Annotated in this window: 25 protein-coding genes; 16 read left to right on the top strand and 9 right to left on the bottom strand. The window is 68.6% G+C overall.

Features of this window, described 5'->3' with window-relative positions:
• Positions 1–9 precede the first annotated feature (9 nt).
• Positions 10–1,053 carry a rod shape-determining protein gene (locus JI739_RS23265; protein ID WP_201686413.1) on the bottom strand — a complete coding sequence of 348 codons (1,044 nt, stop codon included), beginning with the start codon at positions 1,051–1,053 and terminating at the stop codon, positions 10–12.
• A gap of 195 nt (positions 1,054–1,248) precedes the next feature.
• Here JI739_RS23265 and gatC point away from each other — a divergent pair, with 195 nt between their 5' ends.
• From gatC to gatB, 3 genes are read left to right on the top strand one after another with little or no spacing between them, the layout of a single operon-like run.
• Positions 1,249–1,548 (top strand): Asp-tRNA(Asn)/Glu-tRNA(Gln) amidotransferase subunit GatC, encoded by a 300-nt coding sequence (gene gatC / locus JI739_RS23260; RefSeq protein WP_201686412.1) that lies wholly within the window; start codon positions 1,249–1,251, stop codon positions 1,546–1,548.
• A complete protein-coding gene (gene gatA / locus JI739_RS23255; protein ID WP_201686411.1) occupies positions 1,545–3,014 on the top strand; it encodes an Asp-tRNA(Asn)/Glu-tRNA(Gln) amidotransferase subunit GatA in 1,470 nt (489 codons plus the stop codon). The genes gatC and gatA overlap by 4 nt, the downstream gene beginning before the upstream one ends.
• A complete protein-coding gene (gene gatB / locus JI739_RS23250; protein ID WP_201686410.1) occupies positions 3,011–4,459 on the top strand; it encodes an Asp-tRNA(Asn)/Glu-tRNA(Gln) amidotransferase subunit GatB in 1,449 nt (482 codons plus the stop codon). The genes gatA and gatB overlap by 4 nt, the downstream gene beginning before the upstream one ends.
• 31 nt (positions 4,460–4,490) lie before the next feature.
• Here gatB and JI739_RS23245 read toward each other — a convergent pair whose 3' ends face one another.
• Together JI739_RS23245 and pyrE are read right to left on the bottom strand one after the other, a co-directional pair.
• Complete coding sequence (locus tag JI739_RS23245) at positions 4,491–5,126, bottom strand: DUF4124 domain-containing protein (protein WP_201686409.1); 636 nt, start codon at positions 5,124–5,126, stop codon at positions 4,491–4,493.
• Entirely contained in the window at positions 5,126–5,818 is a 693-nt protein-coding gene (pyrE, locus tag JI739_RS23240; RefSeq protein WP_201686408.1) for an orotate phosphoribosyltransferase, read from the bottom strand. Before pyrE ends, JI739_RS23245 begins: the two co-directional genes overlap by 1 nt.
• Between pyrE and JI739_RS23235 the strand changes: the two genes are divergently transcribed.
• Complete coding sequence (locus tag JI739_RS23235; protein WP_236590009.1) at positions 5,817–6,620, top strand: exodeoxyribonuclease III; 804 nt, start codon at positions 5,817–5,819, stop codon at positions 6,618–6,620. The genes pyrE and JI739_RS23235 overlap by 2 nt on opposite strands.
• A 135-nt stretch (positions 6,621–6,755) precedes the next feature.
• Positions 6,756–8,099, top strand: a complete 1,344-nt coding sequence (gene gdhA, locus JI739_RS23230; RefSeq protein WP_201686407.1) for an NADP-specific glutamate dehydrogenase — start codon at positions 6,756–6,758, stop codon at positions 8,097–8,099.
• Between the two features lie 18 nt (positions 8,100–8,117).
• Here the strand turns inward: gdhA and JI739_RS23225 are convergent, their stop codons facing one another.
• Positions 8,118–10,178, bottom strand: a complete 2,061-nt coding sequence (locus JI739_RS23225; protein WP_201686406.1) for an ATP-dependent helicase — start codon at positions 10,176–10,178, stop codon at positions 8,118–8,120.
• Positions 10,179–10,255: 77 nt separating this feature from the next.
• Between JI739_RS23225 and JI739_RS23220 the strand changes: the two genes are divergently transcribed.
• The 5 genes from JI739_RS23220 (at position 10,256) to rocF (ending at position 14,014) form a co-directional block, all read left to right on the top strand.
• Entirely contained in the window at positions 10,256–11,221 is a 966-nt protein-coding gene (locus JI739_RS23220) for an AEC family transporter (protein ID WP_201686405.1), read from the top strand.
• Between the two features lie 157 nt (positions 11,222–11,378).
• Complete coding sequence (infA, locus tag JI739_RS23215; protein ID WP_201686404.1) at positions 11,379–11,639, top strand: translation initiation factor IF-1; 261 nt, start codon at positions 11,379–11,381, stop codon at positions 11,637–11,639.
• A 91-nt stretch (positions 11,640–11,730) separates the two neighbouring features.
• A complete protein-coding gene (locus tag JI739_RS23210; RefSeq protein ID WP_201686403.1) occupies positions 11,731–12,741 on the top strand; it encodes an asparaginase in 1,011 nt (336 codons plus the stop codon).
• Positions 12,742–12,849: 108 nt separating this feature from the next.
• Positions 12,850–13,050, top strand: coding sequence for a hypothetical protein (locus tag JI739_RS23205; protein ID WP_201686402.1), 201 nt, complete (start codon positions 12,850–12,852; stop codon positions 13,048–13,050).
• A 49-nt stretch (positions 13,051–13,099) separates the two neighbouring features.
• Positions 13,100–14,014, top strand: coding sequence for an arginase (rocF, locus tag JI739_RS23200; RefSeq protein ID WP_201686401.1), 915 nt, complete (start codon positions 13,100–13,102; stop codon positions 14,012–14,014).
• 10 nt (positions 14,015–14,024) lie between these two features.
• Here rocF and JI739_RS23195 read toward each other — a convergent pair whose 3' ends face one another.
• Together JI739_RS23195 and JI739_RS23190 are read right to left on the bottom strand one after the other, a co-directional pair.
• The gene (locus tag JI739_RS23195) at positions 14,025–15,746 is read right to left on the bottom strand and encodes a RecQ family ATP-dependent DNA helicase (protein WP_201686457.1); all 1,722 of its coding nucleotides are present in this window, start codon (positions 15,744–15,746) and stop codon (positions 14,025–14,027) included.
• A 2-nt stretch (positions 15,747–15,748) separates the two neighbouring features.
• Complete coding sequence (locus JI739_RS23190; protein ID WP_201686400.1) at positions 15,749–16,093, bottom strand: hypothetical protein; 345 nt, start codon at positions 16,091–16,093, stop codon at positions 15,749–15,751.
• Positions 16,094–16,331: 238 nt separating this feature from the next.
• On the opposite strand from JI739_RS23190, the gene JI739_RS23185 reads away from it, so the two are divergent.
• Both JI739_RS23185 and glpK read left to right on the top strand, forming a co-directional pair.
• Positions 16,332–16,553 (top strand): DUF2945 domain-containing protein, encoded by a 222-nt coding sequence (locus tag JI739_RS23185; RefSeq protein WP_201686399.1) that lies wholly within the window; start codon positions 16,332–16,334, stop codon positions 16,551–16,553.
• Positions 16,554–16,608: 55 nt separating this feature from the next.
• On the top strand, positions 16,609–18,102 hold the full coding sequence (glpK, locus tag JI739_RS23180; RefSeq protein WP_201686398.1) for a glycerol kinase GlpK: 1,494 nt from the start codon (positions 16,609–16,611) through the stop codon (positions 18,100–18,102).
• A gap of 1 nt (position 18,103) precedes the next feature.
• On the opposite strand, the gene JI739_RS23175 is transcribed toward glpK, so the two are convergent.
• The gene (locus JI739_RS23175) at positions 18,104–18,802 is read right to left on the bottom strand and encodes a YggS family pyridoxal phosphate-dependent enzyme (protein ID WP_201686397.1); all 699 of its coding nucleotides are present in this window, start codon (positions 18,800–18,802) and stop codon (positions 18,104–18,106) included.
• Between the two features lie 39 nt (positions 18,803–18,841).
• On the opposite strand from JI739_RS23175, the gene JI739_RS23170 reads away from it, so the two are divergent.
• Genes JI739_RS23170 through JI739_RS23155 form a run of 4 tightly spaced genes read left to right on the top strand, consistent with a single transcriptional unit; the run spans position 18,842 to position 22,623 of the window.
• On the top strand, positions 18,842–19,885 hold the full coding sequence (locus tag JI739_RS23170) for a type IV pilus twitching motility protein PilT (protein WP_201686396.1): 1,044 nt from the start codon (positions 18,842–18,844) through the stop codon (positions 19,883–19,885).
• A gap of 37 nt (positions 19,886–19,922) precedes the next feature.
• Positions 19,923–20,555 carry a Crp/Fnr family transcriptional regulator gene (locus JI739_RS23165; RefSeq protein ID WP_201686395.1) on the top strand — a complete coding sequence of 211 codons (633 nt, stop codon included), beginning with the start codon at positions 19,923–19,925 and terminating at the stop codon, positions 20,553–20,555.
• Between the two features lie 9 nt (positions 20,556–20,564).
• Positions 20,565–21,701, top strand: a complete 1,137-nt coding sequence (locus JI739_RS23160) for a PilT/PilU family type 4a pilus ATPase (RefSeq protein WP_201686394.1) — start codon at positions 20,565–20,567, stop codon at positions 21,699–21,701.
• Between the two features lie 19 nt (positions 21,702–21,720).
• A complete protein-coding gene (locus JI739_RS23155) occupies positions 21,721–22,623 on the top strand; it encodes an NAD(P)-dependent oxidoreductase (RefSeq protein ID WP_201686393.1) in 903 nt (300 codons plus the stop codon).
• Positions 22,624–22,662: 39 nt separating this feature from the next.
• Here JI739_RS23155 and JI739_RS23150 read toward each other — a convergent pair whose 3' ends face one another.
• Together JI739_RS23150 and JI739_RS23145 are read right to left on the bottom strand one after the other, a co-directional pair.
• Positions 22,663–23,316 carry a BON domain-containing protein gene (locus JI739_RS23150; protein WP_201686392.1) on the bottom strand — a complete coding sequence of 218 codons (654 nt, stop codon included), beginning with the start codon at positions 23,314–23,316 and terminating at the stop codon, positions 22,663–22,665.
• Between the two features lie 7 nt (positions 23,317–23,323).
• Positions 23,324–23,914: a phosphoheptose isomerase gene (locus JI739_RS23145; RefSeq protein ID WP_201686391.1), complete on the bottom strand. Its 591-nt coding sequence runs from the start codon at positions 23,912–23,914 to the stop codon at positions 23,324–23,326.
• Positions 23,915–23,936 lie beyond the last annotated feature (22 nt).

Here is a 23,936-nt window from a genome sequence, read left to right as displayed (position 1 = left end):
CGGCGGGCTTTATTCGCTGGTGAAGATCGAGCCGAGGCGCTCCATGCGCTCCAGCGCGGTGCCGCAGCCGCGCACGACGCAGGTCAGCGGATCTTCGGCCACCAGCACCGGCAGCCCGGTCTCCTCGGCCAGCAGCCGGTCGAGGTCACGCAGCAGGGCGCCGCCGCCGGTGAGCATCATGCCGCGCTCGGCGATGTCGGCGCCCAATTCGGGCGGGGTGCTCTCCAGGGCGTTCTTGACGGCGGAGACGATGTTGTTCAGGGGATCGGTGAGCGCCTCGAGGATCTCGTTGGACGAGATGGTGAACGAACGGGGTACGCCTTCGGAGAGGTTGCGCCCCTTGACCTCGATCTCCTTGACCTCGCTGCCAGGAAAGGCCGAGCCGATGCTCTTCTTGATCATCTCGGCGGTGGGCTCGCCGATCAGCATGCCGTAGTTGCGCCGGATGTAGCTGATGATGGCTTCGTCGAACTTGTCGCCGCCGACGCGCACGCTGCCCTTGTAGACCATGCCGCCGAGGGAGATCACGCCCACCTCGGTGGTGCCGCCGCCGATGTCGACCACCATGGAGCCCGAGGCTTCCGACACGGGCAGGCCGGCGCCGATGGCCGCGGCCATGGGTTCTTCGATCAGGTAGACCTCGGAGGCGCCGGCGCCCAGCGCCGATTCGCGAATGGCGCGTCGCTCGACCTGGGTGGAGCCGCAGGGCACGCAGATGATGATGCGCGGGCTCGGCTTGAGCACCGAGCGCGGATGGACCATCTTGATGAACTGCTTGAGCATCTGCTCGGTCACGGTGAAGTCGGCGATCACGCCGTCCTTCATCGGGCGGATGGCCTCGATGTTCCCGGGCACCTTGCCCAGCATGGCCTTGGCTTCGTGGCCGACGGCCTGGATGGTCTTCTTGCCCTGGGGTCCGCCCTCGTGCCGGATCGCCACCACGGAGGGCTCGTCGAGCACGATGCCCTTGGACCGGACGTAGATGAGGGTATTGGCCGTACCCAGGTCGATCGCCAGGTCCGTGGAGAAGTAGCGTCGGAATGCTCCGAACATCAGAAGTCCTCGTGATTCGCGAAAGCGGCCGCTGCTGCGGCCGTTGTGCTGGGGTCTTGCGGGAGCCGCTGGCCAAGGCCCGGTCGAGGCCGGGTCAACCGCGAAGGCGGGATAATACCTGATCCCCTTTGAACAACCGCCCGCGCACGGCCCCTGGCGGCCCCTGGCGCGGGCATTTTCCTGGCTTGTCTGCCCATGGCCCTGACCCCCGACGACATCGGCCGCATCGCCCACCTGGCGAGGCTGGAACTGCAGCCCGGCGAGGCCGAGCGCATGCGCGCGAAGATCAATGATTTTTTCGGCCTGGTCGAGCGGATGCGCGCCGTCGATACCACCGGCATCGAACCACTGGCCCATCCCGTGGACGCTTTCGAAGACGTCGCGCTGCGGTTGCGCGAGGACGTGGCCAGCGAGCCTGACGCGCGCGAAGCCAACCAGCGCAGCGCCCCGGCCGTCGAGCACGGCCTGTTCCTGGTGCCCAAGGTGATCGAATGACCGAACTGCACCAGATGACCGTGGCCGCGCTGGCCGCACGGCTGCGGGCCCGCGAGGTCTCCGCGGTCGAGGTGGCGCAGCACTTCATGGGGCGCATCCAGCGGCATGCCGACCTGGGCGCCTTCCTGGCCACCGATGCCGAGGTGACGCTGGCGCAGGCCCGCGAGGCCGATCAGCGACTGGCGGCGGGCGATCCCGCTGCGCTGCTGGGCGTGCCCGTCGCGCACAAGGACATCTTCGTCACCCGCGGCTTCCCCACCACGGCCGGGTCGCGCATGCTGGCCGGCTACCGATCGCCCTTCGATGCCACCGTGGTGGCGCGGCTGGCGCAGGCCGGGGCCGTGACGCTGGGCAAGCTCAGTTGCGACGAGTTCGCCATGGGCTCGTCGAACGAGAACTCGGCCTTCGGCCCGGTGAAGAACCCCTGGGACACCACGCGCATTCCTGGCGGATCCTCGGGCGGCAGCGGCGCGGCGGTGGCGGCGGGGCTGGCGCCGGCGGCCACCGGCACCGACACCGGTGGCTCGATCCGGCAACCGGCGGCGTTCTGCGGCATCACCGGCATCAAGCCGACCTACGGCCGGGCCTCCCGCTACGGGATGATCGCGTACGCCTCCAGCCTCGACCAGGCCGGGCCGATGGCCCGCACCGCCGAGGACTGCGCCCTGCTGCTGTCGGCGATGTGCGGCCCCGATCCGGACCGGGATTCGACCTCGCTCGACGCATCGGCCGAAGACTTCACCCGCGCCCTGGGCGGCTCGCTCGCGGGCCTGCGCATCGGGCTGCCGCGCGAGTTCTTCGGCGAAGGCCTCGCGCCGGACGTGCGCGCCGCCATCGATGCGGCGCTGGCCGAGTACCGGCGCCTGGGCGCCGAGCTGGTCGAGGTGTCGCTGCCCTTGACCGAGCTTTCCATCCCCGTCTACTACATCATTGCCCCCGCTGAAGCTTCTTCCAACCTCTCGCGCTTCGACGGCGTGAAGTTCGGGCACCGGGCGCGCGAGTTCACCGACCTGCTGGACATGTACAAGAAGACCCGTGCCCAGGGCTTCGGTGACGAGGTCAAGCGCCGCATCATGGTGGGCACCTACGTGCTCTCGCACGGCTACTACGACGCCTACTACCTGCAGGCACAGAAGATCCGCCGCATGATCGCCGACGACTTCCGCCGGGCCTTCGAGTCCTGCGACCTGATCGCCGGCCCGGTGGCGCCCAGCGTCGCCTGGAAACTGGGCGACAAGGCCGATGACCCGGTCGCCAACTACCTGGCCGACATCTTCACGCTGCCGGCCTCGCTGGCGGGGCTGCCCGGCATGAGCATTCCCTGTGGCTTCGGCGAAGGCGGCATGCCCGTGGGCCTGCAGTTGATCGGCAACTATTTCGGCGAAGGCCGCCTGCTGCAGGCCGCGCACGCGTACCAGCAGGCCACCGATTTCCACTCCCGAGTCCCGGAAGGGTTCAGCGAATGAGCAACAGCCAACTGGTCCGGGGCTACGAGGTCGTCATCGGTTTCGAGACGCACGCCCAGCTGTCCACCCGGTCCAAGATCTTCAGCCGCGCCGCCACCGCCTTCGGCGCCGAGCCCAATACCCAGGCCTGTGCGGTGGACCTGGCGCTTCCCGGCACGCTGCCGGTGATGAACCGCGGTGCGGTGGAGCGCGCCATCGCCTTCGGCCTGGCGGTGGGCGCGCACGTCGCACCACGCAGCGTGTTCGCGCGCAAGAACTACTTCTATCCCGACCTGCCCAAGGGCTACCAGATCAGCCAGTACGAGATCCCGGTGGTGCAGGGCGGCCACGTGTCTTTCCTGCTGGGCGACGAGCCGCGCACGGTGCGGCTGGTGCGGGCGCACCTCGAGGAAGATGCCGGCAAGTCGCTGCACGAGGACTTCGTGGGGATGTCGGGGATCGACCTCAACCGCGCCGGCACGCCGCTGCTGGAGATCGTGACCGAACCGGACCTGCGTTCCTCCGACGAGGCCGTGGCCTATGCGCGCGAGCTGCACAAGCTGGTCACCTGGATCGGCATCTGCGACGGCAACATGCAGGAAGGCAGCTTCCGCTGCGATGCCAACGTGTCGGTGCGCAAGCCGGGACAGCCGCTGGGCACGCGGCGCGAGATCAAGAACCTCAACAGCTTCCGCTTCATGCAGCAGGCCATCGACTTCGAGGTGCGCTGGCAGATCGAGGAGCTGGAGGACGGCCGGGCGATCGAGCAGGCCACCGTGCTGTTCGACCCCGACACCGGAGAGACCCGCGCCATGCGCACCAAGGAGGATGCGGCCGACTACCGCTACTTCCCCGACCCCGACCTGCCGCCGCTGGTGATCGCAGCCGATTGGGTCGAGCAGGTGCGAGGCTCGATGCCTGAGCTGCCCCGGGCCATGGCCGCCCGCTTTGTCGCCGAGTACGGACTGCCCGAGTACGACGCGGCGACGCTCACCCAGAGCAAGCAGATGGCGGTCTACTTCGAGCAGGCCGCGCGCGCCAGCGGCCAGGCCAAGTTGGCCAGCAACTGGATCATGGGCGAGGTGTCGCGTCGCCTCAATGCCGCCGAGATCGGCATCGAACAGGCGCCGGTGGACGCGGTGACGCTGGCCGCCCTGGTCGGGCGCATCGCCGACGGCACCATCTCCAACAACGCCGGCAAGCAGGTGTTCGAATCGCTCTGGACCGGCGAGGCGACCCAGGTCGATGCGGTGATCGACTCCAAGGGGCTGCGCCAGATGAACGACACCGGCGCGCTGGAACAGATCGTCGACGAGGTCATCGCCGCCAACCCCGACAACGTGGCGCAATTCAAGGCCGGCAAGGACAAGGCCTTCAACGCGCTGGTGGGGCAGGTCATGAAGGCCAGCAAGGGCAAGGCCAACCCGGGGCAGGTCAACGAGCTGCTGCGGCGCAAGCTGGCCTGACGGGGGGCTGCGGCCACGGCGGCCGCGCGGGTCAGTCGTTGCGGCCGGCGTTCTGCTGGGCCCACAGCAGGTTCAGCTGCCGCTGCATGTCGTCGAAGCGTTCCTGCACGCGCTGGCGCTCCTCGCGCTGCTCGGCGATATAGCGCTCCTGCGATGCCAGCTGCCGGTCGTTCACCTCGATCGCCTGCTTGAGCGTGCCCGGCATGCGCTCGGGATCGCGGGCGTGGGTCGCGGCATCGCTTTCGAGCTTGCGGCGCTCGGCCACCAGGCTGGCGGAGCGCTGCGTCGCGGTGGCGATCACGTCGTCGACGATGGCCAGCGCGGCGGCGCGTTCCCGGTCCAGCACCTCCTGATTGGGATACCGCGTGAGCAGTGCCCGCTGGCGCTGGCGTTGTTCGACGATGCGGCCGCGCTCTTCGGCCTCCTCGCGGGCCGCCTTTTCCAGCGCGGCCCGCTCCGCCGCCGTGTAAGACGGCGGGATGCGGGCGCGCAGCGTGCCGCTGGGATTGAGCACGCGCTGCTCGCGGTCGATGCATTCGAGGATCGGGCGGTCCGAGGTGATGCGGCGGCCCGCGCCGTCGACGCAGGTGTAGATGGCCTGGGCCGATGCGGCTGTCGAGAGCAGCAGGCCCACGGTGGCCGCGATGGCGTGGGGGGTGAATCGCACTAGGTGTCCTGGTCGTCCACGCCGAAGCGCTGTCGGTAGGCGAGCACGGCGGCATGGTGCGCGCCGAGCGAATCGCCGGCGTGGCGTCGCAGATATTCCAGCAGGTCGGTCAGCCTGGCAATGGCGCACACCTGCAGGCCGAGCCGGTCGCGCACATATTGCACGGCGCTGTGGTCCACGTCCTGGCCGTTTTCGGTGGCTTTCTCCTGGCGGTCCAGCGCAATCGCCATCGCATGCGGCCTGGCGCCGGCGGCTTCGATCAGCGCGATGGATTCGCGCGCGGCGGTGCCCGCGGACATGACGTCGTCGACGATCAGCACCCGGCCGCGCACCGGCGCGCCCACCAGCACGCCGCCCTCGCCGTGGTCCTTGGCTTCCTTGCGGTTGTAGGCATAGGGCACGTTGCGGCCCAGCCTCGCCAGTTCGATGGCGATGGCCGCGGCCAGGGGGATGCCTTTATAGGCCGGGCCGAACAGCATGTCGAACTCGATGCCGGAGTCGAGGATGCGGCGTGCATAGAATTGCGCCAGCCGGCCCAGCTTGAGTCCGTCGTCGAACAGCCCCGCATTGAAGAAATACGGCGAATCGCGGCCTGCCTTGGTCCGGAACTGCCCGAAGCGCAGCACCCCCGATTCAACTGAAAACTGCACGAAGTCCTGGGCCAGCCGGTCCTTGCCCTCACCTGAGACCATGGGAAATTCCTTGTTCAAGCTCACCAGCCTCAACCTCAATGGCATCCGGTCCGCCGCGAGCAAGGGGGTGGAAGACTGGCTGGCCAGGGAGCGGGCCGATTGTATTTGCGTGCAGGAGATCAAGGCCCAGGCGGCCGACGTGACGGGGCGCTTCGACGAGCTCTGTGGCATGAAGGGCCATTTCCACTTCGCGCAGAAGAAAGGCTACTCGGGCGTGGCCGTCTACAGCCGCCACGAGCCCAGCGACGTCATCGCGGGCTGGGACCGAGGAGAGTTCGACGCCGAGGGTCGCTACCTCGAGCTGCGTTTCGACACGCCCTCGCGCAAGCTGTCGATCATCAGCGCCTACTTCCCTTCGGGGTCCTCGGGCGAGGAGCGCCAGCAGGCCAAGTTCCGGTTCCTGGCGGGGTTCGATCCGCACCTGGCGCGGCTGAAGAAGGATCGCGAGTTCATCCTGTGCGGCGACATCAACATCGCCCACCGGCAGGAGGACCTGAAGAACTGGCGCAGCAACCAGAAGAACAGCGGCTTCCTGCCCGAGGAGCGCGACTGGATGTCCCGGCTGCTGTCCGACACCGGACTGGTCGACGTCTACCGGCAACTCAAGCCGCAGGCGACCGACGACTGCTACACCTGGTGGAGCAATCGTGGCCAGGCCTGGGCCAAGAACGTGGGCTGGCGGCTGGACTACCACCTGGCGACTCCCAGCCTGGCAGGCCTGGCCCGCGCCGAACACATCTACAAGCAGGAGCGCTTCTCCGATCACGCGCCCATCACGATCGGCTACGACTTCGCACTGTGATGCGGCGCGTTCCGCGACATCCTGGTGCATCAGGCGCCGGATGAGTGCGCGGTTGGCTGGCGGGCAGAAGCTGGTGCACCCGGGTGGGGCAAAATGCCGGCCGCATTCAAGCCACGCCACTCAGAGGACACCTTCATGAAATACGCTTCCAGCCACGACTTCCTGGCCCACGTGGCCGACCGCAACCCGGGTCAGCCGGAATTCCTGCAAGCCGTATCCGAGGTGATCGAGAGCCTCTGGCCCTTCATCGCGGAGCATCCGCGCTATGCCGAGCAGGGCCTGCTCGATCGGCTGGTCGAGCCCGAGCGGGTGGTGATGTTCCGCGTGTCCTGGATCAACGACCGCGGTGACGTGGAGGTGAACAAGGGCTTGCGCATCCAGCACAGCATGGCGATCGGCCCCTACAAGGGCGGCTTGCGCTTCCACCCCTCGGTCAACCTGTCGATCCTCAAGTTCCTGGCCTTCGAGCAGACCTTCAAGAACGCCCTGACCACGCTGCCCATGGGCGGCGGCAAGGGCGGATCCGATTTCGATCCCAAGGGTCGCAGCCCGGGTGAGGTGATGCGCTTCTGCCAGGCGTTCGCCACCGAGTTGTTCCGCCATGTCGGCGCCGACACCGACGTGCCGGCCGGCGACATCGGCGTGGGCGGCCGCGAGGTCGGCTTCATCGCCGGCATGGTCAAGAAGCTCACCAACCGGGCCGACTGCGTGTTCACCGGCAAGGGCCTGTCCTTCGGCGGCTCGCTGATCCGGCCGGAAGCCACCGGCTACGGCACCGTGTACTTCGCCGAGGAGATGCTCAAGACCAAGGGCCTGAGCTTCGAGGGCTTGCGCGTGAGCGTGTCCGGCTCGGGCAACGTGGCCCAGTACGCCATCGAGAAGGCCATGGCCCTGGGCGCCAAGGTGATCACCGTGTCCGACAGCAGCGGCACCGTGGTCGACGAGCAGGGCTTCACGGCGGCCAAGCTGGCCGAGCTGATGGAGGTCAAGAACCATCTGTACGGCCGGGTGAGCGACTACGCCGAGCGGGCCAAGGTACCGTTCCACGCCGGCGCCAAGCCCTGGGGCGTGCCGGCCGATGTCGCGCTGCCCTGCGCCACCCAGAACGAGCTGGACCAGCAAGACGCGCACACCCTGGTGCGCAACGGCGTCAAGTGCGTGGCCGAAGGGGCCAACATGCCCTCGACGCTGGAGGCGGTCAAGGTGTTCGAGGAGCACCGCGTGCTGTTCGCCCCGGGCAAGGCCAGCAACGCCGGCGGGGTGGCCACCTCGGGCCTCGAGATGAGCCAGAACGCGATGCGCCTGTCCTGGCCGCGCGAGGAAGTCGACACCCGGCTGCACGAGATCATGTGCAGCATCCACCAGATGTGCGTGCGCCATGGCGCCCGTGCCGACGGCAGCGTGAGCTACGTGGACGGCGCCAACATCGCCGGCTTCGTGAAGGTGGCCGACGCCATGCTGGCGCAGGGCGTGGTCTGATCCGGCGACCGGCCGGTCCTACCCGGGGCCGGCCGCCCCCAAGGCCTTGCGCGCCGCGAACTCGGCCCGCAGGGCCTTGAGCTTTTCGCGCGGGTCTTCCTTGATGGTCGCCTTGTCCAGAGCCATCTCGGCGATGAAGCGGCTGGGTACCCCGGCCACCACCTCGCGCCCCTTCTTGCGCCTCTTGACCCAACTCACGGCCAGCGAGCGCTGCGCCCGGGTGATGCCGACGTACATCAGCCGCCGCTCCTCCTGGAGACGCTGCAAGATGGATTCGTTGGCGGCGCCCGCCTTGCCATCGTCGTCGTCCAGCTTGAAAGGCAGCAGCCCTTCGTTGCAGCCGACCAGCACCACGTGCGGCCACTCCAGCCCCTTGGAGGCGTGCAGGGTCGAGAGCGTCACCACGTTCTGGTCCTGCTCGCGCTCGCTGATCGTGGACAGCAGCGCGATGGTCTGGGCCACTTCCAGCAGGCTCTTCTTCTCGCTGGCCACCGACACGCCGGCCGCGTCATCGATCTGGCCGCCGCAGCGCTGGGCCATCCAGTCGCAGAACTCGAGCACGTTGTTCCAGCGGCTCGCGGCGAGCTTTTCGCTCTCCTCGTTGTCGTACAGGTGCTGCTCGTAGCCGATGTCCCTGAGCCACTCGGACAGGAACGCGCGTGCGTCCTCGGCCCCCAGGGTTCGGCCGGCGCGCCAGGCGAGGTCGTTCACGTAGCGGCCGAACTCGTGAAGGCTGCCGACCGCACGGGCGTTCAGCACCGACCCCAGCGACGAGGAGAACAGCGCCTCGAACAGACTCAGCTTGTACTGGCTGGCGAAGGTGCCCAGGCTGGCCAGCGTCTGATGGCCGATGCCGCGCTTGGGCGTGGTGACCGATCGGACGAAGGCCGGGTCGTCGTCGTTGTTCACCCACAGCCGCAGCCAGGCGCACAGGTCGCGGATCTCGGCGCGGTCGAAGAAGCTCTGCCCGCCCGACACCTTGTACGGGATCTGCGCCTTGCGCAGCGCCTGCTCGAAGATGCGCGCCTGGTGGTTGGCCCGGTACAGCAGCGCGAAATCCTTCCACTCCTTGTGCGCGCCGTTGGCGCGGATCGACTGGATGCGCGCCACCGCGCGCTCGGCCTCGTGCTCCTCGTTGTCGCAGTCGACCACCCGCACCGGCTCGCCCTCGCCGAGCTCGGAGAACAGGGTCTTGGGAAACAGCTTGGGATTGGGCTGGATGACGTTGTTCGCCGCGCGCAGGATGGCGCTGGTGGAGCGGTAGTTCTGCTCCAGCTTGATCACCTTGAGCTGCGGGTAATCCACCGGCAGCTTGCGCAGGTTGTCCAGGGTGGCGCCGCGCCAGCCGTAGATCGACTGGTCGTCGTCGCCGACGGCGGTGAAGCGGCCGCGCTCGCCCACCAGCAGCTTGAGCAACTCGTACTGGGTGGCGTTGGTGTCCTGGTATTCGTCCACCAGCACATGGCCCAGGTCCTGCTGCCACCTGGCACGCACCTGCGGGTGGTCGCGCAGCAGCCTGAGCGGCAGCCCGATCAGGTCGTCGAAGTCGACGCTCTGGAAGGCCGCCAGGCGCTCTTCGTAGCGGGCCATGATGCGCGCGGTGACGCGTTCGTTGTCGTCCTTGGCCTGGGCCTCGGCCTGGGCCGCGTTCAGGCCCATGTTCTTCCACAGGCTGATGGCCCACTGCCACTGGCGCGCGGTGGCCGCGTCGGTGGTGCCGCCGGCATCCTTGATGATGGACGTGACGTCGTCGCTGTCGAGGATGGAGAACTGCGGCTTCAGGCCCAGGGTGGCGCCGTCCTGGCGCAGCATGCGCACCCCCAGCGCATGGAAGGTGCAGACCACCACGTCCTTGGCCTCGCGCCCGATCAAGCCCTTGGCGCGCTCGCGCATCTCGCTGGCCGCCTTGTTGGTGAAGGTGATGGCGGCGATGCGCTTGGCCGACAGGCCGGCCTGGATCAGGCGGGCGATCTTGTGCGTGATCACCCGCGTCTTGCCGGAGCCGGCACCCGCCAGTACCAGGCAGGGGCCGTGCAGGTAATTGACCGCTTCCTGTTGCGCGAGATTGAGGCCGGACATCGTGGGCGGAGGAAGCTGCGGAAAGCGGCGAATGATAGCGGCGAGGCAGAGTCAGGCCGGGCGTCGAGAATATGGCTGTGCTTGCCATTCTCCAGGTCACTTTCCCCTTCTTCGCGCTGGTCCTGTGCGGCTATCTCGCCGCCCGTTGGCGTTTCCTGCCGATCGAGGCGATCGGCGGATTGAACGGTTTCGTGCTGTATTTCGCGCTCCCGGCCATGCTGTACCGCTTCGGCGCCGACACGCCGATCGCGCGACTGTTCGACCCGGCGGTGTTCATCGTCTGGCTGCCCGGCGCGCTGCTGATGGTCGGCCTGACCCTGGCCTTCAGCCTGAATGCCCGGATCCGCTGGAACGATGCCGCCTTCGGTGCACTGGTGGCGGCCTTTCCCAACACCGGCTTCATGGGGGTGCCCTTGCTGGTCGCCCTGCTCGGCGCCGCCGCGGCGGGACCGGCGATCGCCACCATCCTGATCGACATGGTGATCACCACCTCCGTGTGCGTGGCCTTGTCGCGGCTGGATGGGGCCGGCCAGCAGGGCGCCGCGCAGGCGGCCCGGCGGGCGCTTCGCAGCATGGCCGTGAACCCGCTGCCCTGGGCCATCCTGCTGGGCGGGCTGTCCTCGGCGCTGGACCTGCGGCCCGTCGCGCCTTTGATGGCCACCGTGGCGCTGCTCGCCGATGCGGCATCGCCGGTGGCCCTGTTCACGATCGGCGCCGTGCTGGCCCGCTCACAGGCGCTGGGCGCGGCTAGCGAGCAGGCGTCGATGCCGGCGCGCGACTACGTGCCGGTGGCCCTGGCGAAGTTGCTGCTGCACCCCGTCCTGGTGCTCGCGTTGGGCTCGGCGGCCATCGCGCTGGGGCTGCCGCTGGAACGTTTCGCGCTGGTGGTGCTGGTGCTGGCCGCGGCCCTGCCGAGCGCCAGCAACGTGGCCCTGCTGGCCGAGCGATTCGAGGCGGACACGGGCCGTATCGCGCGCATCATTCTGCTGACCACGGCAGCGGCGTTCTTCACCTTTTCGGCAGCCGTGTCCTGGTTGACGTAACCGGGCGACGGACCCTCCTGCCTGAGGGACTGTCCGGAGTGAAGGCCCTGGCGATCCGCCTAGAATTCAGGGCTCGCCGCGTTGCAGGCGGCGCCGCCACAAGCGGACTCAGGCTCTCGTGCAGGGGCACGGGAGGGTTGCATGCATAAAGGTTGTCATGGCCAAGGAAGAATTGATTGAGATGCGGGGCCGCGTGGCGGAGGTGCTGCCGGATTCACGCTATCGGGTGATCCTCGAGAACGGACACGAACTGGTTGCCTACAGCGGCGGCAAGATGCGCAAGAACCACATCCGCATCATTGCCGGCGATGACGTCACCCTGGAGCTGTCGCCCTATGACCTGAACAAGGGGCGCATCATGTTCCGCCACCTCCCGGACCGTCGTCCCCCAGGTCCCCCCGGCGGCCAGCGCCGCTGAGCACCAGCCCTTTCTTCCTCGTTACCGGCGCGCATCCGCGCGAGCCCCGGCCCGTCGTTCGATCGGCCAGCGGGCGAGCCACAATCCGGGCATGTCGGCGCTGGTCCCCCTGATCGAGAGCTATCGCGGCGGCACGCTGGAGTGCCTGCACCAGGGTGCCGTGGCCGTTTGCGACGCGCGCGGCGAGTTGCTCGCCTGCGCGGGTGATCCGCACTGGCTCAGTTTCACCCGATCGACGCTGAAGCCGTTCCAGGCGCTGCCCCTGGTCGAATCCGGCGGCATCGGGCGTTTCGGCCTCTCCTCCGGGCAGGTGGCGATCGTCTGCGCCAGTCACAGCGGTGAGCCCATGCACCTGGCGCAGGTGGATACGCTGCTGGCACGCGCCGGCTTGAGCCCATCGGCCTTGCAATGCGGCTGCCACACGCCCGGTTTCGTCGAACGCGGCCTCGGTCCCATGCCGGCATCGCTCGATGCCCGGTATCACAACTGCAGCGGCAAGCACGCCGGTTTCCTGGCCTGGTGCGTCCAGCAGGGCCAGCCCCTCGGCAACTACCTGGCGCCGGGGCATCCGCTGCAGCAGGCCATCCGTCGCACGGTGGCCCGTGTGGTCGAGCTGTCGCCCGATCAACTGCGCTTGGGCACCGACGGCTGCTCGGCGCCCAACTACGCCATGCCCCTGTCACGCCTGGCCCGGGCCTATGCCCGGCTGGCCCTCGGCGCCGACGATGCCGAGTTCGGAGCCGCGTTCGCTCCGATGGTCGAGGCCATGACCCGGCATCCCGAGTTGATCAGCGGCACCGGGCAGGGCGACCTGGCCTTCGCGCGGGCGGGTCGCGGTGACTGGATCAGCAAGGGCGGTGCCGATGGCGTGCAGGTCCTGGCCAGCCGCAGCCGCGGCCAGGCCATCGCGGTCAAGGTGGCGGATGGCAGCCGACTCGCCACACTCGCCGCCACCGTCGCGGTGCTCGACCAGCTCGGCTGGCTCGACCTGCGCCAGCGAGAGGAGTTGCGGCCCTGGCGATCCGAGGCGATCGCGAACGCGCGGGGCACGAAGGTGGGCGAGCGCCTGGCCGCGTTCCAGCTGCGCCGGGTGACGGCCTGAACCAGCGACCGTGCCGGCGCTGGGTGGCTGCTTCGGTTACCGGCGTTCACCAAGATGGCTCAAGGGGGCTATTCCGGCCGAACCGGTGGCGGTCCAAACTGCCGCTTCATGTCCACGGCCCTTTCGCCGCAGTTCACCTCCGATGAGCTCAAGCTCATCCTCCACGCCCTGCTCGATGCGCGCGTTGTGCTGCAAGCCGTTGAGGGCGGCCTGCTGCAGCATCCTCCCGAGCCCCCGGTGTACCTGCACGACTTGTCGCCGGAGCTGGCCCGCGTGGAGGCGGCCTTGATGCTGGTCACCGCCGAATAGCGAGCCCCGGCGCCCCACGGCGCCGCGCAAGCGCCTCAAAATGCGGCGCATGAACCCCCGACCCATCGCCCTGATCGGTGCGCCCACGGACGTGGGTGCGAGCGTGCGTGGCGCCAGCATGGGGCCCGACGCCCTGCGCGTCGCCGGCATCGTGGATGCCTTGCGCAGGCGCGGCTTCAGCGTCGCCGACCACGGCAACCTGGCCGGACCGCCCAACCCCGGGCAGATGCCGCAGGGCGGGCTGCGGCATCTCGACGAGGTCGTCGCCTGGAACCGGCTCGTCTACGACGCGGTGGACGCGGCCCTGGGGCGAGGCGAGTTCCCGCTGCTCATGGGCGGCGACCACTGCCTGGCCATCGGCTCGATCAGCGCCATCGCCTGGCATTGCCGCCGGCAGGGCAAGAACCTGCGCGTCATCTGGCTGGATGCGCACACCGACGTGAACAACGAGACCATCAGCCCCAGCGGCAACCTGCACGGCATGCCGGTGGCCTGCCTCCTCGGCCTGGGGCCGGCCAGCCTGGTCGGATGGAGTGGCGAGCGTGCGGCCATCGGGCCGGCGGACATCGACTTCATCGGCATCCGCAGCGTGGACAACGAGGAGCGCCAGGCGATCCGCACGCTGGGGCTGCAGGTGTTCGACATGCGGCACATCGACGAGCACGGCATGCGCAACACCATGGCCGAGGCCTTGCACGACGTGCACGAGAACACGCACCTGCATGTGAGCTTCGACCTCGACTGCCTCGACCCGCTGGACGCACCCGGTGTGGGCACCGGCGTGCGCGGCGGCCCCACCTACCGCGAAATGCAGTTGTGCATGGAGATGATCGCGGACAGCGGGCAGTTCGCCTCGATGGACGTGGTGGAGATCAACCCCGCGCTGGACGTGCGCAACCGCACGGCCGAACTCGCGGTGGAGTTCATCGACAGCCTGTTCGGCGCTTCCACGCTGGTGCGCTGAAGCGCCACCATCATGCGATGGCGGCCGGACGGCTGCCGCGCGCCCGGCTGCGGGCGACGAACTCCGGCTGGAAGCTGCGCACGGTTCCGTCGGCGAACGCGACGGTGATCTCCAGCGTGGTGGCCTCGCGCACCTCGCCCCGGCCGTAGCGGCGCACCTGGACCAGGTCACCGGGTGCGAAGATGGGCTGTCGCGTCGCGGGGGGGTGCGGTGCGTTCTCGTCGGGGGCGTCGGATTGCTGCTGCTGCAGCGCGCGCCGCCGCACGCAGTTGTCGCAGTGGCCGCAGGACTCGATGCCGGCTTCACCTTCGAGATGCTCGAGCAGCAGCCGCCAGCGGCACTGGCCGGTCTGGGCGTAGAACACCATCCGCTCCAGCGTCTCGCGGTCCTGTTCGCGCTTGTCGCGATAGGCCGCCATCAGCTGGCGCAGCGTGGCGGCATCCATGCGGCCCTGGCGCAGCGTGACCAGCCCTTGCGAATCGACCTGGACGATGCCGCGCCGGCGCATCAGACCGAGCGCCACCTGCAGCTTGGCGCGCGGACGGCCCAGCCGGGCCTGGAGCAGCGGCAGGGTCCAGCCCCCGGCGCCCGCGTCGCTCGGCCGATCGCGCAGCGCCTCGTACAAGGCCACGGCGTCCTCGTCGGTGGGGTAGCGGCCAGCCATGAAAAACTGCTGGACCGCCTTGTCGCTGCGCAAGAAGAGCAGCGTGCACAACGCCGCCTGCCCGTCGCGGCCGGCGCGGCCGGCTTCCTGGTAGTAGGCCTCCAGTCCGGAAGGCAGCTGGTAGTGCAGCACGAAGCGGATGTCGGGTTTGTCGATGCCCAGCCCGAACGCGTTGGTCGCGACCATCACGCGGTGGGCGCCGGACATGAATGCGTCCTGCGCCTCGCGCCGGGCCGCGGCGGGCAGCTTGCCGTGGTACAGGCCGACCTTCTCGTCGGCCGCCAGCAGCGCCTCGTAAAGCGCCTGTGCCGCCTTCACCGTGGCGGTGTACACCAGGCCGCTGCCGTCACGGGCTGCGACCAGCTGCAGCGCGCGCGCCAGCTTGTCTTCTTCGGTCGCGAGCAGCTCCACCTCGAGCGCGAGGTTGGGCCGGTAGGACCCGGTGTGCACGATGTCGCCGCTTGCGATGCCCAGTTGCTGGCCGATGTCCTGCGCGACCTCGTCGGTGGCGGTGGCGGTCAGCGCCAACACCGGCGGCCGTCCGAGCGCCCGCGCAGCGGCGCCGATGTCCAGGAAGGCCGGCCGAAAGTCGTGGCCCCATTGGGAGATGCAGTGGGCCTCGTCGACCACGAGCAAGCTGGTGGCGTGTCGCGCCAGCGACTGCGCAAAGCCGGGTTCAGCCAGCTTCTCGGGCGTGAGCATGACCACGCGGGCGCTGCCATCCTCGAGCGCGGCCAGCGCCGCGTTCGCCTCGTCGCTGTCGATGCCGCTGTTGATCTGCACCGCCTGCACGCCCCATTGGCGCAGGCGCTCGCACTGGTCTTTCATCAGCGCGATGAGCGGCGACACCACCACGGTGCGGCCCGGCAGCAGCACGGCGGGCAACTGGTAGCACAGCGACTTGCCGGCGCCGGTGGGCATGATGGCCAGGGTCGACCGGCCGGCCATCACGCGCTCGATCACCAGGCGCTGCCCGGGGCGCAGTCGCGTGAGGTGGAAGACGTCGCGCAGCGCGGCATCGATGCGGCGCTGCCGGGCGGCGGCGGATTCGGGTCGCCGGCGAGCCAGGCTCAACGCGGAGGCTCCTCGTCGTCCTCGTCTTCCCCTTCGCCGTCGCTGTCGCTGTCGAGATCGGTGAACTCGGTGCTGTCGGGGTCGGCTTCCGGGAAGCCGTCGCCGTTGCCGGCGACGTTCACCACATGGTCCGGCCTGATGTCGCCGCCTTCGACGGCGTCTGGGCCGAAGACGGCGCCGCGCTCGCCGGTGCCCGCGGCGTCGCTGTCGCCGTGGATCTCGCCGGTGCCGATGGCATCGCTGCCGGTGTCGGAGCTGTCGCTGGGGCCGAGTGCGTCGGCGTCGCGACCGCTGGCTTGTGTGGGTGCCGGATCGGCACCCAGGATGCTGCTGTAGGCCATGTGCCCTCCTGTGGGCTGAACAAGTGGTTGAGTGGAGGGCAGTGTGGGATGGGCAGCGCCTGCGCCGCGTCGGCTGGGGCATCTGCCTGTTGTCGGACGCGGCGCAGGCGCTTGTACCTATCGCCTAATTTGTCACGTCGCCGGTGCTGTTTGCAGGCGGCCAGGGACGGCTGCGCTTGCCGGGTGCCGCTTCGTTCCATGATGGGGCGGTCCCAACCCAAGAAGCAGGAGTGACAGGATGAGCGACAAGTTCAGGGCGAGCGACGCCTCGGAGTGGAACTCGCACGGCAGCATTGGGCGCGGCAAGGTGAGGAAGAAGCTCACGGCCCGCACCCTCCTGAAAGGACATGCCGTGGCGTCGGACGACGAGTCGACGATGAAGCTCGAAGCCCTGCCCACCTCGGCGGAGGTCCGCGCCGCCGACAGCGCGGCCCCATCGGACAACGAGCCCGAGCGTTAGGCGCGCCGCCGCGGGATAGCATGCGGCTGTCGCCGCTGTCCCGTCAGGCCCGCCCATGACCTACCTGCTTGCCCTGGACCAGGGCACCTCCAGTTCGCGCAGCATCGTCTTCGACGCCGACGGCCGCCCGCTGGCCCAGGCGCAGCTTGAACTGCCGCAGTCCTACCCGCAACCCGGCTGGGTCGAGCACGATCCCATCGAGATCTGGCGCGGCCAGCTCGACACCGCCCGGCAGGCCCTGGCCCAGGCGGGCGTCGCAGCCCGCGAGCTGGCCGCCATCGGCATCACGAACCAGCGCGAGACCGCGCTGGTCTGGGACCGCGCCACGGGCCAGCCGGTGCATCCGGCCATCGTCTGGCAGGACCGGCGCACCGAACCGCTGTGCGCGCGCCTGCGTGAGGACGGCCTGGAGCCGCTGGTGCGCGAGCGCACGGGGCTGGTGATCGACCCCTACTTCTCGGCGACCAAGATTGCCTGGCTGCTGGAGCAGGTGCCCGGGCTGCGCGCGCGCGCCGAGCGAGGTGAGCTCGCCTTCGGGACGGTGGACAGCTGGCTGCTATGGCAACTCACGGGCGGGGCGGTGCACGCGACCGACGTGAGCAATGCCTCGCGCACCATGCTGTTCGACGTGCACCGCAGCGACTGGGACGCCGAGCTGCTGGCGCGGCTGGACATTCCGCCCGCGCTGCTGCCACGGGTGCAAGCGTCCAGTTCGATGTTCGGCACGGCACGCGCCGATCTGCTCGGCGCGCCGGTGCCCATCACCGGCATTGCGGGTGACCAGCAGGCCGCGCTTTTCGGGCAGGCGTGTTTCGCGCCCGGCATGGCCAAGAACACCTATGGCACCGGCTGCTTCATGCTGATGCACACCGGCAACCGTTTCCAGGCCTCGGCCAACGGCCTGGTCACCACCCGCACCGCCCAGGCCGCAGGCCAGGCGCAATACGCGCTGGAAGGCAGTGTCTTCGTGGCCGGTGCCGTGGTGCAGTGGCTGCGCGACGGCCTGCGGGCCATCAGCCGCAGCGCCGACATCGAGGCGCTTGCCGCCAGCGTGCCCGATGCGGGCGGCGTGTCGCTGGTGCCGGCCTTCACCGGGCTGGGGGCGCCCTACTGGAAGCCCGATGCGCGCGGCACGCTCACCGGCATGACCCGTGGCACCACCCTGGCCCACATCGCGCGCGCGGCGCTGGAGAGCATCGGCTGCCAGAGTGCCGCGCTGCTGGAAGCCATGAGCCGCGATGCCGCGGCCGCGGGTGCGGCGCCCCTGTCCGAGCTGCGGGTGGACGGCGGCGCGAGCGTGAACGACCTGCTGATGCAGTTCCAGGCGGACCTGCTGGGGATTCCGGTGGTGCGTCCGCAGGTGGCCGAGACCACGGCGCTGGGCGCGGCCTACCTGGCCGGCCTGGCCACCGGCGTGTGGTCGCACGAGGGCGAGATCGCCAGCCTGTGGCAGCGCGAGCGGGTCTTTGAACCGGCCTGGGGCCGCGACCGTGCCGCCGAGCGAATGGCGCAGTGGGAACGCGCGGTGCGGCAGGCGGTGGCGGGCTGATTCAACCAGCGGCGGCGCGAGCGCGTTCGCCGAAGATCGCCGTGCCCACCCGTACCAGGGTGCTGCCGGCGGCGATGGCCGCTTCGAGGTCATCGCTCATGCCCATCGAGAGGGTGTCCAGCTCGAAGCCTGCCGCGCGCAAGTCGTCGAACAGCGCACGTGCGCGCAGATGGACCGCCTTCTGCCGCTCGAAATCGGCGGCCGGTTCCGGGATGTGCATGATTCCGCGCAGCGCCAACCGCGGCAGGCCCGCGACGTCGCGGGCCAGTGCCAGCGCCTCGGCTCCCGTCACCCCCGATTTGGTCGGGGCGTCTTCCAGGTTCACTTGAATGCAGACATTCAGGGCGGGCAGGGAATCAGGCCGTTGTTGTGACAGCCGCTGCGCGATGCGCAGCCGGTCCACCCCGTGCACCCAGTCGAAGTGCTCGGCCACCTGCCTCGTCTTGTTCGATTGCAGCGGCCCGATGCAGTGCCACTGCAGGCCGAGTCCGGCCAGTTCGCGCTGCTTGTCCACGCCTTCCTGCACGTAGTTCTCGCCGAACGCCCGTTGCCCCGCCGCCGCGGCTTCGCGCACGGCCGAGGCCGGCTGCGTCTTGGAAACGGCCAGCAGGGCAACCTCTCGAGGGTCGCGTTGCGCGGCTGCACAGGCCAGGCCGATGCGCTCTCTTACCCTTTGGAGGTTGGCTGCAATGCTCGTCATAATCCCACGGCCAACTGAACCGTTACGGGAAGAAGATCCGTGGATATTACCCAGCTGCTCGCCTTCAGCGTGAAGAACAAGGCGTCGGACCTGCACCTGTCCTCCGGCCTTCCTCCCATGATCCGGGTGCATGGCGACGTGAGGCGCATCAACGTCGAGCCCCTGGACCACAAGCAGGTCCATGCCATGGTGTACGACATCATGAACGACAGCCAGCGCAAGCAGTACGAGGAGTTCATGGAATGCGACTTCTCGTTCGAGATCGAAGGACTGGCGCGCTTCCGGGTGAACGCATTCAACCAGCAGCGCGGCGCGGCCGCGGTGTTCCGGACCATCCCCTCGAAGATCCTCACGCTCGAGCAGCTCAACGCGCCCAAGATCTTCGGCGATCTGGCGCTCAAGCCGCGAGGCCTGGTGCTGGTCACCGGGCCCACCGGCTCGGGAAAGTCGACCACGCTGGCGGCGATGATCAACTACTTGAACGAGACTGAGTACGGCCACATCCTCACGGTGGAAGACCCGATCGAGTTCGTGCACGAGTCGAAGAAGTGCCTGGTGAACCAGCGCGAGGTGGGCAACATGACGCTGTCCTTCGCCGCTGCGCTGCGTTCCGCGCTGCGCGAGGACCCCGACGCCATCTTGGTCGGTGAGATGCGCGACCTGGAGACCATCCGCCTGGCCATGACGGCCGCCGAGACCGGCCACCTGGTGTTCGGCACGCTGCACACGTCCAGCGCCGCCAAGACCATCGACCGGATCATCGACGTCTTTCCGGCCGAAGAAAAAGAAATGGTGCGCGCCATGCTTTCGGAGTCGCTGCAGGCGGTGATCTCACAGACGCTGTGCAAGACCAAGGACGGTTCGGGGCGGGTGGCGGCGCATGAAATCATGATCGGCACCCCCGCCATCCGCAACCTCATTCGCGAAGCGAAGGTGGCGCAGATGTACTCGTCCATCCAGACCGGCAACGCCTACGGCATGCAGACGCTGGACCAGTGCCTCACCGACCTGGTCAAGCGCAACCTGATCAGCTCTGCCGAGGCGCGTTCGAAGGCCAAGATTCCAGAAAACTTCGTCGGGTGACCACCGTCGGCCACCACACCCCAGGAGGAGAACGACCATGAAGAGCGTATTGGGACTGTTCAAGCGATCGGGCCGCGGCCCCGCACCCGGCGAGGGCACGGATTCGCTGATGTTCTCCACCGCCTTCATGGAGCAGGGCCTGGATGCCGGCATGCTGGTGCCCTGGGATGCGCGGGCTGTGGAGGTGGGCGCCCGCCGAATCCCCGCCAGCCAGGGTGGCCGTCTGCTGCGAGGCCTGTGGAGCAAGGACAAGTTCATGAGCCGCCTGTCGCCCGAGGCGATGGAGCGCATGGAGCGGTTCTTCGAGTACGCGGTGGTGCCGGCGGACCGCGACATCGTGCGTCAGGACGAATACAGCAACTGGATGGTGGTGCTGCTCTCCGGCAGTGTGGCGGTCGACCGTGTCCAGCCTTGGGGCGAACATGTGCGCCTGGCCGAGGCGCGACCGGGTGACATGCTCGGGGAGATGTCGCTGCTGGACAGCGGGTCGCGCTTTTCGCACTGCATCACCCTCACCGAGTGCGAGGTGGCGGTCATGGACCCGCGCGCGCTCGACGAGATGATGGCCAACGACCCGGCGCTCGCCGCCAGCCTGGTCGGCCTGCTCGCGCGCAAGCTGTCGCTGCGCCTGCGGGCCGTGAGTGCCCGCGTGACCGACAACGCCCGCTGAGGCCGAGGGATGGAAAGAGACCAGGCCAGCAAGTTCATCAATGACCTGCTGAAGCTCATGATCAGTCGCAATGGCAGCGACCTGTTCATCACCGGAGACTTCCCGCCGGCCATGAAGGTGGACGGCAAGCTCACCAAGGTGTCCCCGCAGCCCCTGACCGGTGCCCATACCCTGGCGCTGGCGCGCTCGATCATGAACGACCGGCAGAGCGCCGAGTTCGAGCGCACCAAGGAGTGCAACTTCGCCATCTCGCCGGCGGGCATCGGCCGCTTCCGCGTCAACGCCTTCGTGCAGTTGGGCAAGGTCGGCATGGTCCTGCGGGTCATCCCGCAGTCGCTGCCCTCGATCGACGGCCTGGGCATGCCGCCGGTGCTCAAGGAAGTGGCCATGGGCAAGCGCGGGCTGTGCGTGCTGGTGGGCAGCACCGGGTCGGGCAAGTCGACCACCTTGGCGGCCATGATCGACTGGCGCAATGAAAACTCCTACGGGCACATCATCACGATCGAAGATCCGGTGGAATTCATCCATCCGCACAAGAACTGCGTGGTGTCGCAGCGCGAGGTGGGCCTGGACACCGACAGCTGGGAGGCGGCGCTGAAGAACACGCTGCGCCAGTCTCCCGACGTGATCCTGATGGGCGAGATCCGCGACCGCGAAACCATGGAACATGCGATCGCGTTCTCCGAGACGGGGCACCTGTGCATGGCCACGCTGCACGCCAACAGCGCCAACCAGGCGCTGGACCGCATCGTCAACTTCTTTCCCGAGGACCGTCGGTCGCAGCTGCTGATGGACCTGTCGTTGAACCTGCGGGCCCTGGTCTCGCAGCGGCTGATTCCGCGGCAGGACGGCAAGGGCCGGAAGGCGGCGGTGGAGATCATGCTGAACTCGCCGCTGATCGCCGACCTCATCTTCAAGGGCGAGGTGACCGCCATCAAGGAGGTCATGAAAAAGAGCGGCAACCTGGGCATGCAGACCTTCGACCAGGCGCTCTACGACCTGTTCGAAACCGACGTGATCAGCTACGAGGACGCACTGCGCAACGCCGATTCGGTCAACGACCTGCGGCTGCAGATCAAGCTCAACAGCCGGCGCGCGAAGTCGCAGAACCTGGCCGCCGGCACCGAGCACCTGGCCATCGTCTGACTGCCTCTAGGATGGCGGCATGAGCAGCATCAACCCCCGCACCTACGAATCCACCCCGGCCCGATCCGTGGCCTTCCTCGGCCTCGGCGTGATGGGCTTCCCCATGGCCGGCCACCTGGCGCGCGCGGGACACGCCGTCAGCGTCTACAACCGAAGCCCTGCCAAGGCACAGGCCTGGACGCAGGAGTTCGGCGGTCGCTCGGCGCCCACGCCGCGCGAGGCCGTCGCGGGATGCGACCTCGTCTTCTGTTGCGTGGGCAACGACGACGACCTGCGCTCGGTGGTACTGGGGCCTGATGGCGCCTTCGCCGGCATGCGCAAGGGCGCGATCTTGGTCGACCACACCACGGCGTCGGCCGACGTGGCGCGCGAGCTGCACGCGCAGGCGCAGGCGCTGGGTCTGCAGTTCATGGACGCGCCGGTGTCCGGTGGCCAATCCGGCGCGCAGAACGGGCAGCTCACCGTGATGTGCGGCGGCGACGCGAACACTTTCGACGCCGCCCGCCCGCTGGCGCTGGCTTACTCGCGGGCCTTCACCCGCCTGGGCGAGGTGGGCGCGGGGCAACTGACCAAGATGGTCAACCAGATCTGCATCGCCGGCCTGGTCCAGGGACTGGCGGAGGCGATCGCCTTCGGGCAGAAGGCGGGCCTGGACATGCGCCAGGTGCTGGAGGTGATCGGCAAGGGTGCCGCTCAGAGCTGGCAGATGGACAACCGCGGCAAGACCATGATCGACGACCAGTTCGACTTCGGCTTCGCGGTGGACTGGATGCGCAAGGACCTCGGCCTCGTGCTGGAGGAGGCCAGGCGCAATGGGGCCCGGCTGCCGGTCACGGCACTCGTGGACCAGTTCTACGGTGACGTACAAACCCTTGGCGGGAGCCGCTGGGACACGTCCAGCCTGATCAAGCGGCTTCGTTGAGTCGCCGCCGCTGAAGCGCCCTGGCCTGCGCCGGAGCGGTCAGCGGCTCACGGGGGCGGGTGCCTGGGAGGCGGCCGGCTGCCGCACCGTGGTGATGCGACCGAGTTCGTCCTCGCTGATGATTTCGAAGATGCGCACCACGCGCTGAACACCCGAAACATTGCGCGCCACCTGGCCCGCGCGATCGGCTTCGCGCTGCGTCACGCGGCCCATCAGATACACGCTTCCACGTTCCGTCACCACTTTGAACGCCGGCGCGGACAGGTCGCGCGCATCGACCAGGGCCGCGCGTACGCGGCCCGTGAGCAGCGTGTCCGACGAGCGCTGGGTCAGGCTGCTGGGGAAACCCACGACCAGCTCGTTGACCACGCCCCGGACGTTTTCGACCTTGGCCACCACATCCTCGACCAGCTGCCGCTGCGCAGGTTCGGGCACCTCACCGGTGAGCAGTACCTGCCGGTTGTAGCTGGTGATGTTCACGTTGCCGCGATCGCCGAGCACGGCCCGCACCTGGCTGGCGGCGCGCATCTCGATGCCCTGGTCTTCCAGCTGGGCCCCCGAGGTGCGGCGGTCCATGGCCACCAGCGCGGTCATGGCGGCGCCGCCGAGCACCAACGGCGCACAGGCGGTCAGGCCGCCGGCCAGCACGGTGGCGCAGAGGGTGGAAAGCAGAAGGCGTTGCATGTGTTTCATTCGGGAACTATTCCTGATCGCCAAGCAGTTGGGCGTCGACACCGTCGCAGATGCAGTGCAGGGTCAGCAGATGCACCTCCTGGATGCGGGCGGTGCGCTCGTGCGGCACGCAGATATGGACGTCGGTCTCGCGCAGGGCCTGGGCCATCCGACCGCCCCCTCGACCGGTGAGGGCCACCACGGTCATCTCCCGCTCATGCGCCGCTTCGATGGCGGTCAGCACGTTGGCGGAGTTGCCGCTGGTCGACATGGCCAGCAGGACATCGCCGGGCTGGCCGAGGGCGCGTACCTGCTTGGCGAAGATCTGGTCGAAGTGGTAGTCGTTGGCGATGGCCGTGAGGATGGACGTGTCGGTGGTCAGCGAGATCGCCGCCAGCTCGGGGCGTTCCCGCTCGAACCGCCCCACGAATTCGGCCGAGAAGTGCTGCGCGTCGGCAGCCGATCCGCCGTTGCCGCAGGCCAGCACCTTGCCGCCGCTGGTGACGCAGGCCAGCATGGCCTGGATGGCCGCCGAAATGGGCTTGGTCAGCGTCTGCGCGGCCTGGTATTTCAGATCCGCGCTGTCGATGAACTGCTGTTGAATCCGTTGTTCAAGCATGACCGCGCATGATAACCGTCGC

This window comes from Ramlibacter aurantiacus, from assembly GCF_016722895.1.
GTDB lineage: Bacteria > Pseudomonadota > Gammaproteobacteria > Burkholderiales > Burkholderiaceae_C > Ramlibacter > Ramlibacter aurantiacus.
This window is presented reverse-complemented; position numbering and strand designations above follow the sequence as displayed.